This is a genomic window from Turicimonas muris, from assembly GCF_002221595.1.
Taxonomy (GTDB): domain Bacteria; phylum Pseudomonadota; class Gammaproteobacteria; order Burkholderiales; family Burkholderiaceae_F; genus Turicimonas; species Turicimonas muris.
The window spans coordinates 146,868-160,036 of the sequence record NZ_NHMP01000005.1 but is presented as its reverse complement, the minus strand read 5'-3'; the positions used below and the strand labels follow the sequence as shown (position 1 = coordinate 160,036).

Below are 13,169 nucleotides of genomic sequence, written 5' to 3'. Positions count from 1 at the left end.
GAACTAATAAATCTCTGAAGGAGCGTCAACCCAAGTCCATTCTCCGAGAGGCAAATCCTTCGGAAGATCTAATTTCCCGAATTTGATTCTTTCTAAAGCCTCAACTCGATTGGAGACCGCGGCAAGCATTCTCTTTACTTGATGGTATTTGCCTTGAAAGATTGTCAGATCCAGGACTTTTTCTGAAATTAAAGAACATTCATGAGCTTTAACAATCTCGTCGGAGTCATCGAGTTTTACGCCTGCCAGAAGCTGCTGAATCATTTTCTCGGTAATCGGATGCTTTGCAGTGACTCTATAGACTTTAGGCACTTTTTTCTTAGGGTGAGTCAGGCGATGATTGAGCTTGCCGTCATCTGTCAGAATGAGAAGTCCCGTTGTGTCTTCATCAAGGCGCCCAATAGGCTGCACGCCTCTGACGCGCAAAGGCGGCGGAAGAAGAGAAAGCACGCTTGGATGATGCAGAGGCTTCAAAGAGCATTCGTAATGCTGAGGCTTATTGAGAAGGATGATGGCCTTTTCAAAGAATCTCCATGGTTTGCCGTCAACCTCAAAAGTGAGATTGTCGGTATCAATCTCTTCATAAGGATCGGTAACGAGCTCGCCGTTTTCCTTAAATCTTCCGTTGGCGATGATTCCGACACATTCATGGCGAGTGCCGAAACCCTGAGAAAATAGTACTTGTTCAGCTTTCATGTTCAGGTGAAAACAAATAGTCGATAATGAGCGGAGCGTGATCCGAGAATCTTTCTTCCTTATAAATCGAGGCGTTTGTAGCCGCATCGCAGATGAGGGGAGTGCCAATCTGATAGTCAATGCGCCAGCCAACGTTCTTTGCCCTGGCCTGGCCTCGGTTGCTCCACCAGGTGTACTGCTCCGGACGTTTATCTAATTTTCTGAAGATGTCGAACCACCCTTCGTTATCAAAGAGGTTAGTCATCCAAGCTCTTTCTTCGGGAAGGAAGCCGGAATTTTTTAAATTTCCTTTCCAATTCTTGATATCGATTTCTTTGTGAGCAATGTTGACGTCTCCGCAAACGAGAATTTCTTTTCCGGTTTTCTTGAGTTCACGAAGGTGAGGCAGGAATACCTCCAAGAAACGGAACTTAGCTTGTTGACGTTCATCCGAGGAACTTCCTGAAGGGAAGTAAACTGAAATCAAAATAAAATTTTTGAAGGAGAGTTCAACGTAACGGCCTTCGTTGTCAAACTCTTCAATGCCGAATCCTAAACGGACCCTGTCGGCTTTTTCTTTGCTGTACACGGCACAGCCAGAGTAGCCCTTTTTGGCAGCATAGTGTGCATAAAAGTTATAGCCCGGGCAGTTCCGAATATTTTCGGAAATATCAGACTCTTGAGCTTTCAGTTCTTGGATGCAAACAAAATCCGGATTTTGTTCTTTCATCCAATTGAAAAAACCTTTTTGAGAGGCACTTCTGATGCCGTTTGTATTGATGGTGATAACTCGTAGCACTTTTACACTGGAAAAAATTCTAAAATCGTAAGATTAATCATTTAACTTTTTACTTACCTGAAATGTCCACTCTACAGCAAAACTTTATCCAATTTTGTATTGATTCAAAAGTTCTCAGATTCGGAGAGTTTAAGACGAAAGCAGGCCGTTTGTCCCCGTACTTCTTCAATGCGGGCCTTTTTAACACCGGCTCCATGCTTCATACTTTGTCAGATTTTTATGCGAAGACTCTTATCGCTGCAATCGATACAGGCCGAGTAAAGTGCGATATGGTTTTTGGTCCTGCTTATAAAGGTATTCCGCTTGGTTGTGCCGTTGCAATCCGCATGGCCGAGCTCGGCAGAGATCTTCCGTTTGCCTTCAACCGGAAGGAGGCTAAGGATCACGGTGAAGGAGGTTCCATTGTCGGTGCGCCTCTTCAAGGTAACGTTGTCATTATCGATGACGTGATTTCTGCCGGAACTTCCGTTAGAGAGTCTGTCGATCTTATCCGCGCCAACGGAGCTGTCCCTTCAGGCGTTCTTATTGCGTTGGACAGGATGGAATGTGCAGGCAATGCAGAAACGATTAAAAAGAAATCGGCGGTTCAAGAGGTGGAAGAACGATACGGAATTCCCGTTTGTTCAATTGCTAGTTTGAAAGACTTGATGAGTTATCTGAAGAATTCAGAAGCTACTGAAATTAAGCAATACGAGAAAGCCATCGAGGCCTACAGGAGGGCTTACGGAGCTTAAACCAACGCAGACTTCCAAAACCTAAAAATTGGTTAGGTTTTGGAGTGTGCAGGGCGGACGAATTCAATAATCTATAAAAAGTCGCTGCTATAAAATAATTTCAAATCAAATTTAAGGGCTCGATCTCATCGAGCCTTCACTAAATTATTTCGTTTTTTCCAAAAACAAGCCTTCCTAGCCGAAAAGTCTCATTTGTAGAGGTGGAAGGCCACACTTTCCGGCTCTTTCCCGTATATTAGGATTCGATGGCTACTGCACTGAGGCGTTGCAGGTCATTAAATTGATCCTGAAATATTGCGCTAAGCGCCAGAATTGTCATTTGTAGGAGGCTCTGCGCTTTAATAGCTCCAAGATTATTACGGCTATAGCAGTTGTCCAAATCTGTGTCATAACAGCATTTTCCGAGGTGTCCACAAAGCTTTTAACTTTAAGATTTTGCTTAATCTTCTTGAAGAAGAGTTCTATTTGCCACCGATCCTTGTATAAATTGGCGGTCTCTTGAGGATGCCGTTGGCGATTATTTGTCAGAAACTTAGACCATCTCTTCGTTGTTTCGTCATGCCATTGAAGAACTCTAAATTTGGTTTGTCCGCAGACCTTTACGGCTTGAGGCCAATAAAAGTCATCTCGTAAAGTCCCCCACTTGCCTGAGGCAGCTTCAGAGATAGGAGCATCTTTTAACAGTGTGTGTTTAGTATTGTCTTTCAGTCGTGAGACAAAGGTGCCCCGTGGGTCAGTGAGTTCTTTAAAAAGTCGGTAATCGTTGTAGCCTCTGCCCATAACGACGATAGATCCGCAGCTCAGACCGTCAAGAATTAATGCTGCTCCTTTCCTATCGCTAGTTTTGGCCGCTGTCTCATCGATGACCTCCGGTAGTCCTGTGTCGTTGTTTAACAAGGCATGCAGCTTGATTCCTTCTTTTCTTCTGCGGTGCTGAGCCCAATCAAACATTCTCAAACATAAGGAGATGTGGAATCCAAACTAAAGACGGATTTTGCAAACCAGGGGCCGAGACGGCCTTGGAATTCATGCCGAAATTTATTCGGCAAGGCGTGATAAAGGTCTTCATATAGCTGGCAAGGTCTCTTGCTATTTGCATAACTTAACGCGAAACGATCCACTGGTCTGGCTCCAAGTTGTTGTAATTTTCCTATACAGGAATGCAGTCCGTCCTCGATTTCTTCTAATGAATCAGCACCGGTAAGCTGGCAAAAAGCATAGCTACAAACTGACTCCAGCTTGTTAAGCCTTTAGCTCCATGGCATGAACCGTGTTTTTGAACTAGATTATTAAATTCCAACTTGCAGTTCAATGACTGGACAAGTTGCGCAAACATAGATTGTTGCTCTCTGCTTGCCGGCTCCTTTCTGAAGTATTTGGTTCAAAGTTTACTTTATCAGGAGACCCGCATGTTTGCTTATGGAATTTTCGCTTTCAGATAAACCGGTAGAAATTTATTTTGGACACCGGTGGATTGAAACATATGGTTAAGGTCAATTTACGCCTGAAAGTGGATAAAAACTCTTATGTACTTATTCGAGAAAGTGTCTTTTGTTCGATTCTAAAAAATTTGAGAGGAAATAGCTCGAAAATGTAAAAAACTCCCAATTTCGACAACAGTTTTTTTGCAGTTCGTCAAAATTTCGCAAGAAGTAAGCTGATGTAACTTATTTGGCCAATGTTTGGCTTTTCGCAACCATCTTTAACAAATTGGGGAGTAATTGCGTAAAAGATCTCCAACTTATTGTTATAAAACACGATTTTTTAGGACTTTGTTCTGAATGTTCGATATGTGCTGGATGACTCTGCTGCCGAAGAAAAACTAAAACATTATTAATCTCTGAGTGGAATGGTTCTGTTTTGGGATCTTTAGAAATCTGCATTCGAATCATGGGGCTATAGTCCGAAGTTGAAAGTTGTGGAAGGAAGGGCCGTGGGCGATACCGACAGAAATAAAACAAGTTTTACATTGAGCATCGGTGCCATGGCCATGCTCACAGTTTGCTCGGTCTTTTCTTTGAGAAACTTGCCGAGTATGGCCGAGTATGGCTGGAATATTATCTTTTTCCTCGTTGCTTCCGCTGTTTGTTTCTTTGTCCCTTCGGCTTTGGTTTCGGCTGAGTTAGCTAGTACCTATCCGGAACGCGGCGGTGTTTTTGTTTGGGTGCGTGAAGCATTCGGCCCTAAATACGGGTTCCTCGCCATCTTTATGGAGTGGGTTCAGAACTTGCCTTGGTATCCGGCAGCAGCGACTTTTGTGGCAACTTGCTTGGCATACACCTTCAGTCCTGATCTCGCGCACAACCGCTGGTATATTTTCTTTACCACTATCGCCATTCTTTGGATTGCGACTGTTCTGAATTTCCGAGGCATGAGACTTTCGGTTTTTCTCTCCAAGTCCGGGGTGCTGGTAGGTACGATCATTCCCGGCTTCTTTCTTATAGCGATTGCATCCGCCTATATTCTCACCGACAAACCAATCCAGATTCCTTTTAACGGAGGCGCGGCCCTAATTCCGGACTTATCCACTCCAAAACAGTGGATGCTGCTGGCGGGGATGATGGTTTCATTAGCGGGTATGGAAATGAGTTCCGTTCACGTAACCAATATGAAGAATCCGACATCGGCCTTCCCGAGAGCTATCTTCTTGGCCTCACTTATTATTCTTTTCTTCTCTATCTTCGGTGCCTTATCCGTTGCTTTAGTGGTCCCCGGTACTCAGCTTTCCATGTCTGCGGGTGTATGTCAAAGTTTTGAGACCATGCTTAAAGCTCTTGGTTTTTCATGGTTCACTCCTATCCTTGCTGCTTTTCTGGCCTACGGTGCTCTCGCTTCCATCGTAACGTGGATGAACGGACCCTCCCGGGGCCTACTCGAAGTAGCCCAAGAAGGTTACCTGCCTAAATACTGGCAAACTCGAAATTCATTCGGTATGCAAACCAGCATCCTGATTCTGCAGACAGGATGTGCCACATTCTTGGCTTTGAGTGTGCTGGTAATGCCATCGGTGTCAGATGCTTTTTGGCTTTTTTTAGCTCTTTGCGGAGAGCTCTATATGGTGATGTATCTTCTGATGTTTGCAGCTGCTATTCGGCTTAAGCTGCGGTATCCCGATAAGAAAGGTTCTTATCAAGTACCCGGCGGCAAAGTTGGATTGTGTCTGATGTCAGGGGTTGCTTTCGTCACTTGTTTTATTTCTATTTTGTGCGGATTGGTTCCTCCGGAACAAATTCTCTCAAAGGGAGTTTGGGCGAGCCTTGGGTATATCCTTTTCTTGATTGCCGGATTGGTTATTTTTATCTCAACACCTTTGTACTTCTTCAATCAATATCAGCGCCAGCAGAAAAATTCCATTGAAACGGCGTCAAAGCGGTAATACAGTTCTTTCTAACTCCAAAAACTATTTGAAATCTCATGAAAACGTATGAGGCAAGAACCTGTTCATTGACGAGTGAGATCTCCGACATAATTCAGTTCGATAATTGTTAAAAATTACAGTTTTTGCGCATATATAGACATCCTTTTCAATAAGTTAGCGTACTAATTTGGTACTTTTTTGTGAAAATCCAACAATAGATCTCAATTTGGGTGTAACCAAATATTTATTACAAACTGTCAAAGATTCATTGATGTTCAACATTTATATTCATCCTTTCGGATGAGTAAATAACATATTTGAGTGATAGTTACAAAATTTGACAATCTGTTATCGGGTTAGTTCTTAGGGATATACTCTGAAACGAAATGAAACGAAACGATTTCTTTCACCCCAACTAATGGTTTCGTAGCAAGGAGCTCAAAATGCTTTCCGTCCGGATAAATAGAAAAATTACCGGTAGACAAGTTCTCTCTCAATCGTTTTGCTCACTCGTAAAGCAAAACGCGACTCTGCCTTTCTCTCTCCCTCCTCCAAATTAAGAGGATCGTCCTTTTTCCGGACGTGAATCCCTTATAAATCGCTCCCCTTCGAAAACCATAAGTTCATTAGTGCGAACTAATGAATAAGCATCCCCATTTACTTTGCAATCAACGGAGTCTTTAATGTTAGATCTTAAAGAACTGCTCTCTAAGGCACGTTTGCCGTTAGATATCACCCGTCGTGGCTTTTTAGAGGTATCGACAGTTGCCGCTGCAATGGCTGCTATGAATACCGTAAAAGCCCAAACAGGCGCCCAGCCCTATATCATCCTCTCAGCACCAAAAGGCATCCTCATTGCAGATCCGAGCCTTTGCGTGACTTGTCAGCGCTGTGAATTGGCCTGTACGGAATTTAATGACGGAAAAGCCGACCCTAAGCTTGCCAGAATCAAGATTAACCGCAACATGTGGTACGGTCCGCAAGGAACGGCCCTCGTTAGCCCCAATAACGGTGCTTTCGGTTTTGACCCGATTTGTATCCAAGACACTTGCCGTCAATGCGACCACCCGGTACCTTGCGCTAACGCTTGTCCGCAAGGTGCTATTCGCGTAAATCCAAAGACCGGCGCCCGCTATGTAGACGAAGAAATCTGCATTGGCTGCGGTCTCTGCCAAAAAGCTTGTCCGTGGAACATGATGAGCTTTGACGCTGAAAAGAATGTCGCCAGCAAATGTTTCCTTTGCGACGGCGATCCGAAGTGCGTAAAAGCCTGTCCGACAGAAGCTATCCGCTACGTTCCCTGGGTTGATCGGTCCAAGGAACCTAACCGCAGTACGCAGCATGGCTATCTGCCTCAGAACAACAACGACCAATGCGGTATTTGTCACGGCTGATTTTCTCTATAGGTTACGCATATGTCTGATACAAAAAAATACGGTTGGACCGGTCAAGGTCTCAGAATCAATCTTTCTACAGGCGAAGTCTCTACAGTTCCGACAGATAAACAATGGATTGGCGGCACTGCGCTCGGCTATAAGATCTTTTGGGATGAAGTACCGCCTAAGACTCAGGCTTTCGATGAAGCCAATAAACTTGTTATCGCTCCCGGACCTCTGACAGGTACAGGCGCCGTTTGCTCCGGCAGAACATCTATCACCACGATGTACCCGACTACTTATCCGAGACACATGGTCGGAAGTGCTCACTTGGGCGGTGATATCGGTGCAAAAATTAAATATGCCGGCTACGATTTCATCATCGTTGAAGGTAAGGCTAAAGAACCCGTTTATATCTACATCAACAACGATGACGTTCAAATCCGTAATGCAGGGCACATTTGGGGCGAAGGTACACGCCGATCTCATGAATTGATCAGCCAGGAAACTTCTCCGAACGCATCCGTTACCGTCATTGGACCGGCCGGTGAAAATCTTGTTCCGATGTCCATCGTGATTAATGCCAAGAGTCATACAGGCGGTGGTATCGGCGGTGTCTTCGGCTCCAAGAATTTGAAGGGTATCGCGATTGACGGCGACCAAGCCATCCATATCGCAGCTGATAAGGAAGACTGGGAAAAACTCGTCAACCGTCATAAAGAATTACTCGGCGCTCTGACGCAGACCGTCGTTTCCCGCTATCCGCACCCGCTCTTTGAATACCATTCCTTGAACTCCCGCTGGTCCGGTATGCCCGGGAAACAATGGGGAGCTGCTAATCCTCCGATTAATGTTCCTTTGGATACGCGCCGCCTCTCTAAGATGGCCTTCCGTACGAATGCCGGAGAATTCTTCTTAGGTGATAAGGAATGGGGGCTGCATGTCCGCAACAACGGCTGCTTTGCTTGTCCGATTCGCTGCTATCCGGTGATTAAAGATGTCAAGACTGCTGCTAAATTCAATGTCAGCCCGATTACTGAACAGACTTGCGGCGGTTTGCTCTTCCCGGTCTTTTTCTACCCGAATCTCAAGCTGCACCCGGAAAGAAACATCGAGATCGCAATTGTCGGCAGCCAGCTGATGGATGATTTAGGTTTGTGGTGTAACTACGGCCAAATCCAGCGCGATATGGTCATGATGTATACCGACGGTTATTGGAAGAAACTTCTTTCTAAGGAAGAATACGACTCCTTGCCATGGAAGAAGATCGATGACGTTGACGCTTCCGCTATGCAGGAATTTCTTCCGAAGATTGCCTACAGACAAGGTGAATTCGGTAAGTGGATGGGAGAAACAACCCCGGTTATGCTCGAACATTTCGGCATCCCTCTGAAGACATGGAGTGATGACCATCGTTCACTGTATTGGTCCAACGGTCACCCGAAGCATCATACCAATGAAGATGATGCACAGCTCGGTTGCGTTTTGAACTGTATGTGGAACCGTGACCCGATGGCTCACGCACACGTAAACTTCACCCGCAGTGGTCTTCCAATTAAGGAAATGAAGCACATCGCTAAAGTGACCTGGGGAGACGAGAGTGCTGTTGACCAAATCGGCGATTACACGCCGGTGAATGAATACAAGATGAAGCGTTTGGCATGGGTTATCGCCCGTACCGAATTGCACAATATGTTGGGACTGTGTTCTTGGATGGGCCCATGGGAGTATTGCCCGGATGAAAAGAACCAGTATGTAGGCGATCCGAACATTGAAGCCAAGGTCTTCTCCGCTGTCACCGGCGTTAAGAAGACCGGCGATGATTTGGATAAAGATGCGACCCGCGCATGGCTCCTGCAGCGCGTCTACACAATGCGTCAGCTCGACAGCTCTAATATGCGTCAGGATCACGACACCGTCCCCGGTTGGATTTACTGGGATCCGAAGGATAAAAAGCCTTTCACTAAAGGTACTGTCCGCATGGATCCGGCTGATATCCAGAAGAGCTTCGATATCTTCTTTGAACAAATGGGATTCAACAAGCAGACAGGCGTTCCGACTGTCGATACGTTGAAAGAATATCATCTCGACTTCGTCATCCCGGCTCTTCAAAAAGAAGGTCTCATCAAGTAAATCCGAGAGATATTAATTATGAGTAAACAGGAAAATATCTACGATCTGCCTATCTTCAAAGTACACGTTTTACTTTTGGCCGATATCGTTGCTGAATTCAGCGGCAAAACTGAGCTGGTTGACACCGGGAAGTTAAGAGAAATCTTCCTTCGTAAGGTTCATACAGCCAAGGCTCCGACAGCCGAAGAAATTAAGACTGCCGCCGAAATCACTACGGACGCGGTTCTGGAAAGGGCTCTCGATCGTAAAGAGACTCAGGCATTTGAGGTTCAAATGACTCCGGAGGGAAAGGTTGATCTCTACGAAGCCGAACATCCGAATCTGCGGCCGAGCCGAAAGGCTCTCAGCCGCCGTGAAATGCTCCGCTCCTTAGTTCACGGAGATATTCATCCTGCTGATCTGAAAAGTGATGAAGAGTTGGATGCCGAGTTGCCCGGATACTTCGAAGCGGTCATGCAGGCAGCTTTGGAAGGAGATCTTGGTGTAATGAGCATTAAAAAGCCGGACGGCACGGAGTTCTTTTACTTTAAGCCTCTGCTTTCTAACTCTTATGCACGCTTGTTATCCGTCAAAGATGACGATGAAGCGCTTATCTCCGATCAGATAAGAGAAAACTCCCGCATCTATCCGAGACCGGTACCTGCGCAAATGTTTCTTAAAACTCCCTTCAATTTTGAAAGCCAGCGCCTTGCTGAAATTTTAGATGTGATGGGAAATAAAGAAGAATACAGCGACATTAAGGTGACCAAAACCTCGAGCGGCGTTCTCTTTCTTTACTCAGATAAATATTTGGAAGACGAGTACGCTGATTTCCTTGCAGAAGAGCAGGAAAGAAGACCGTTCAATCCATAATTAACGAATTCAAAGGCTAAAAATGTTGAATATCAAAACTACCGTCATTCTTACCGTATTCGCTTGCCTTGGCTTCAGTTCTATCGCAGCGGGGCAGGATAACGTGCCGGTCCCAGTACCTGAATTTCTGAAGAATGTACCGTTCAAGATCGAAGGCGTCGACGGCTTTCTTCAGTCTCTCGGCATCGATCCTAAAGCTGAACCTAAGAAATTTTCTAAAAAAGAACTTCGCAATCTTGCTGAAGCCAATTACAACGATAAGACAGCCCAGCATTTCATGAGTGTTCATGCTAAAAATGGCGTCGGCTGTCTCTCCTGCCACGATCAGACTCAGATCAAAGGTACCGCTTGGATGGCCTACATCAGTAATCCTAAGATGAAGCAGGATTGCAAGGACTGTCATACTGTCCAAGCAGATGTATTCAAGCATACCGATACACACAGCGAGCTTGACTGCATCGCTTGCCACATGCCGACAATGCCGATGCCTGAGCAGTATACGGCTGATCAATCAAAAGCCGCTTCCGTTGCTCTGTATCGAGCCCATATGTACAAGATCAATCCTTCTCCGGATCAGACTTCCTATATTCCTCAGGAAGTTGAAGCCGACGGCAAGAAAGTCACTAAGTATGTTTTGGCTAAAGACGAAAAAGGCCGAGATTATGTCGACTTGATGTGGAGCTGCGCACGTAATGCTCCGGCTGATTGGACGGTATTTGAAGGCAAAGGCTGCCATAGCCAATATACCTCCAAACTCGAAGAAGGTCTTGTCTACAAAGATCAGAAGCAGATTTACGGTGAGTTAAATAAGTGGCAGGATCCGATTAAGAGCGGCTACGAAGAAATTCGCGGTGCTACTGAAAGAATCAACAAACTTCTTGAAGTCACGCGTCTTGATCGCGATCAGAGAACAGAGGTTCTTTCCTATGTCGATTTGGCAACGCAGATTGCCGACATGATCGAAAAGGACGGCTCTTGGGGTGCTCACGCACACAACTACCTGACCCAGCGCTTATCCGCAGCCCAAAATTACATCCGTAAGGCTCAGGATATCCTCGACAAAGGAAGTTTCTCCAAGACTCCCGTTAATCCACTTAAGTAACCGAGTCAACGCTGTCCTTTATAAAAGGACAGCGAGGAAAATATCATGACAATAGACCGTAGAAAATTTTTAACCACTGCCGCTTTGGGTGCAGTCGGAACGATGATTCCGCTCGACAAAGAAGCAGAAGCCGGAAATGTCAGCGGGTATCAGCCTCGGTTTGTGATGATCTTTGATCAGAACAAGTGTGTCGGATGCGGCGCGTGTAAAGAAGCTTGTTCAGAGACAAACAACGTTCCAGCCGGTCAGCTTCGTATGACACTGGAACGGCAGTCTCCTCTGGACGGAACCCCCGGCAATCGGAAGTATGTACGCGTCTCCTGCCAGCAGTGTTCTGAACCGCCTTGTGTCAGAGTCTGCCCGACCGGAGCAGCTCATATCGACCCGGCTACCAATATCGTCACGATGGACAATGACCGCTGCGTAGGCTGTAAATACTGCATCGCTGGCTGTCCGTACAATGTGCGCTTTATCAACGAAAAAACCAAAGCGGCAGAAAACTGCGACTTTTGCCTGCATACCAAGTTGGCTATCGGAGAATTGCCGGCTTGTGTACAAGCCTGCCGCTATGACGCTTTGATTTTCGGTGACGCTAATAATCCGAATTCATACGTCAATAAAGTGCTCGCCGTTAAGGATACAGTCCGTGTTCGTGCAATGTTAGGTACACAGCCGAATCTGCACTATATCCCGATTATTAAGAAAGGAGTCTGATATGCAACCTACTGACATTATCATTGACTTCACGACCGGATTATCCGGGAGCGTCGCTTGGCCGTGGCCGATTGCCGTGTATTTGTTCCTTGCCGGTATTTCCGGCGGTGCAGTGGCGCTGGCAGTCATTCTGAATTTATTCAGCCACTCTCACGCGGATACTCCTCAGATGAAGGCGGCTAGCATCGTCGGTTTAGTTACCATCTTGCTGGGTATGGTTTGCTTGGTTCTGGACTTGACCGATCCATTCCAGTTCTGGCGAATCCTGATTTATTACAATCCGACCTCTGTGATGAGCATTGGTGTAATGGCTTTGCTCTTTTACATCCCTTTGCTTTTCGTGCTCACGCTACTGGTTTTCAAGGATTTGAAGATTCTGGCTTTCTTAAAGCCGATTACGGATTTCCTTGCCGGCTTTCGGGTGCTGTTGGACTGGGCCGTGATGATTTTAGCCATCGTGATTTGTGCCTACACCGGCTTCCTGATTTCGGCATTGATTCGCTTTCCGCTTATCAATACGGCTGTTCTTCCGGCGCTGTTCGTTGCTTCCGGTTTTTCTGCCGGCGGCGCAGCAGTTCGTCTGGTGGCGATGGCATTCGGTGCCCAACGCGAAGATGCTCCTATGCATCAGCTGCATGTGGCCGAGTATCCGATTATTTTGGTTGAAGCCATGTGCATCTTCATGATTGCCGTTTCGCTTATCACCGGAACGGAGGCTGCACAGCTTGCATTTACGGCATTTACGACGGGAACTTGGTCTTGTGTCTTCTGGTTCGGCGCTATCTTTATCGGGATGGTCGTGCCCATTACACTGAGCTTCTTCCGTTCAGCATTTTGCTTCTACACCGGATGTACAGCCGCGATAGTAGGCATGATGTGTTTGCGTTTGTTCATTCTTTACGCAGGACAACTCAACGGACTGAATTAAAAATAATCTATTAGTTTTTTTAGATCTTATTGAAACCGGGACGGTGTGCTACAGGCCGTCCTCTTTTTTTTGGCTCCTGCATAAGAAAAGTCAGCTTCCTCCGGAATTCAGAAGCTGCCGGCCATGCTCGGTAATTAAAGCTATTGAGAAAGCCACCTAGATGCAGTATTGAACAGGCTCAAACAGTGACGAATCACGGCAGAAAATCGAGAATCGTGCACAATCGCCGAGATTAAAATAAGTAAAGCATAGAAACTGTTGTTTAAATACAACGGCCTTGTTTGAAACAAATACGTGTCAAGACAGCAGAAACCAGCCCAATGTTACGTTCAATAAAGTCTTATGCAATCAATTTGCTTGCGAGAACATTTCCTTTGGGGGTCAATTCATTTGAAAGATTCTTATGAAAAAAGAACTTTCCTACGGATTAAGGATTAACTTGCTAAATATTAGCAAATAAACTTTAAATTTTACAAAAGTTTCACTTTTTCACTAAAA

11 protein-coding genes and 1 pseudogene are annotated in these 13,169 nt (G+C 45.7%); 8 read left to right on the top strand and 4 right to left on the bottom strand.

Annotation, left to right across the window (positions count from 1 at the left end; genetic code table 11):
* Window positions 1–3: 3 nt before the first annotated feature.
* Entirely contained in the window at window positions 4–696 is a 693-nt protein-coding gene (locus ADH67_RS09320; RefSeq protein ID WP_066594478.1) for a pseudouridine synthase, read from the bottom strand.
* Complete coding sequence (locus tag ADH67_RS09315; protein ID WP_066594476.1) at window positions 686–1,474, bottom strand: exodeoxyribonuclease III; 789 nt, start codon at window positions 1,472–1,474, stop codon at window positions 686–688. Before ADH67_RS09315 ends, ADH67_RS09320 begins: the two co-directional genes overlap by 11 nt.
* A 62-nt stretch (window positions 1,475–1,536) precedes the next feature.
* On the opposite strand from ADH67_RS09315, the gene pyrE reads away from it, so the two are divergent.
* On the top strand, window positions 1,537–2,208 hold the full coding sequence (pyrE, locus tag ADH67_RS09310) for an orotate phosphoribosyltransferase (protein ID WP_066594474.1): 672 nt from the start codon (window positions 1,537–1,539) through the stop codon (window positions 2,206–2,208).
* Between the two features lie 315 nt (window positions 2,209–2,523).
* Here pyrE and ADH67_RS09305 read toward each other — a convergent pair whose 3' ends face one another.
* The gene (locus ADH67_RS09305) at window positions 2,524–3,177 is read right to left on the bottom strand and encodes an IS4 family transposase (RefSeq protein ID WP_255202374.1); all 654 of its coding nucleotides are present in this window, start codon (window positions 3,175–3,177) and stop codon (window positions 2,524–2,526) included.
* Window positions 3,162–3,544: pseudogene (locus ADH67_RS13805) on the bottom strand (DUF4372 domain-containing protein). Before ADH67_RS13805 ends, ADH67_RS09305 begins: the two are co-directional and overlap by 16 nt.
* A gap of 597 nt (window positions 3,545–4,141) precedes the next feature.
* On the opposite strand from ADH67_RS13805, the gene ADH67_RS09295 reads away from it, so the two are divergent.
* The 7 genes from ADH67_RS09295 to nrfD all read left to right on the top strand — a co-directional run bounded on the left by ADH67_RS09295 (window position 4,142) and on the right by nrfD (window position 12,671).
* The gene (locus ADH67_RS09295) at window positions 4,142–5,584 is read left to right on the top strand and encodes an amino acid permease (protein WP_236578574.1); all 1,443 of its coding nucleotides are present in this window, start codon (window positions 4,142–4,144) and stop codon (window positions 5,582–5,584) included.
* A gap of 665 nt (window positions 5,585–6,249) precedes the next feature.
* Window positions 6,250–6,960 carry a 4Fe-4S dicluster domain-containing protein gene (locus tag ADH67_RS09290; protein ID WP_066594470.1) on the top strand — a complete coding sequence of 237 codons (711 nt, stop codon included), beginning with the start codon at window positions 6,250–6,252 and terminating at the stop codon, window positions 6,958–6,960.
* A gap of 21 nt (window positions 6,961–6,981) precedes the next feature.
* On the top strand, window positions 6,982–9,075 hold the full coding sequence (locus ADH67_RS09285; RefSeq protein WP_066594466.1) for an aldehyde ferredoxin oxidoreductase N-terminal domain-containing protein: 2,094 nt from the start codon (window positions 6,982–6,984) through the stop codon (window positions 9,073–9,075).
* An 18-nt stretch (window positions 9,076–9,093) separates the two neighbouring features.
* Complete coding sequence (locus ADH67_RS09280) at window positions 9,094–9,927, top strand: hypothetical protein (RefSeq protein ID WP_066594465.1); 834 nt, start codon at window positions 9,094–9,096, stop codon at window positions 9,925–9,927.
* Between the two features lie 22 nt (window positions 9,928–9,949).
* Complete coding sequence (locus ADH67_RS09275) at window positions 9,950–11,029, top strand: cytochrome c3 family protein (protein ID WP_066594464.1); 1,080 nt, start codon at window positions 9,950–9,952, stop codon at window positions 11,027–11,029.
* Between the two features lie 45 nt (window positions 11,030–11,074).
* Window positions 11,075–11,743 (top strand): 4Fe-4S dicluster domain-containing protein, encoded by a 669-nt coding sequence (locus ADH67_RS09270; protein ID WP_066594461.1) that lies wholly within the window; start codon window positions 11,075–11,077, stop codon window positions 11,741–11,743.
* Between the two features lies 1 nt (window position 11,744).
* Window positions 11,745–12,671: an NrfD/PsrC family molybdoenzyme membrane anchor subunit gene (gene nrfD / locus ADH67_RS09265; RefSeq protein ID WP_066594458.1), complete on the top strand. Its 927-nt coding sequence runs from the start codon at window positions 11,745–11,747 to the stop codon at window positions 12,669–12,671.
* Window positions 12,672–13,169 lie beyond the last annotated feature (498 nt).

What these genes read in the sequence shown, in the direction of transcription:
- ADH67_RS09270 (WP_066594461.1), top strand. Translation starts at nt 11,075, where the DNA reads ATGACAATAGACCGTAGAAAATTTTTAACCACTGCCGCTTTGGGTGCA.
- ADH67_RS09290 (WP_066594470.1), top strand. Translation starts at nt 6,250, where the DNA reads ATGTTAGATCTTAAAGAACTGCTCTCTAAGGCACGTTTGCCGTTAGAT.
- ADH67_RS09285 (WP_066594466.1), top strand. Translation starts at nt 6,982, where the DNA reads ATGTCTGATACAAAAAAATACGGTTGGACCGGTCAAGGTCTCAGAATC.
- pyrE (WP_066594474.1), top strand. Translation starts at nt 1,537, where the DNA reads ATGTCCACTCTACAGCAAAACTTTATCCAATTTTGTATTGATTCAAAA.
- nrfD (WP_066594458.1), top strand. Translation starts at nt 11,745, where the DNA reads ATGCAACCTACTGACATTATCATTGACTTCACGACCGGATTATCCGGG.
- ADH67_RS09280 (WP_066594465.1), top strand. Translation starts at nt 9,094, where the DNA reads ATGAGTAAACAGGAAAATATCTACGATCTGCCTATCTTCAAAGTACAC.
- ADH67_RS09275 (WP_066594464.1), top strand. Translation starts at nt 9,950, where the DNA reads ATGTTGAATATCAAAACTACCGTCATTCTTACCGTATTCGCTTGCCTT.
- ADH67_RS09320 (WP_066594478.1), bottom strand. Translation starts at nt 696, where the DNA reads ATGAAAGCTGAACAAGTACTATTTTCTCAGGGTTTCGGCACTCGCCAT.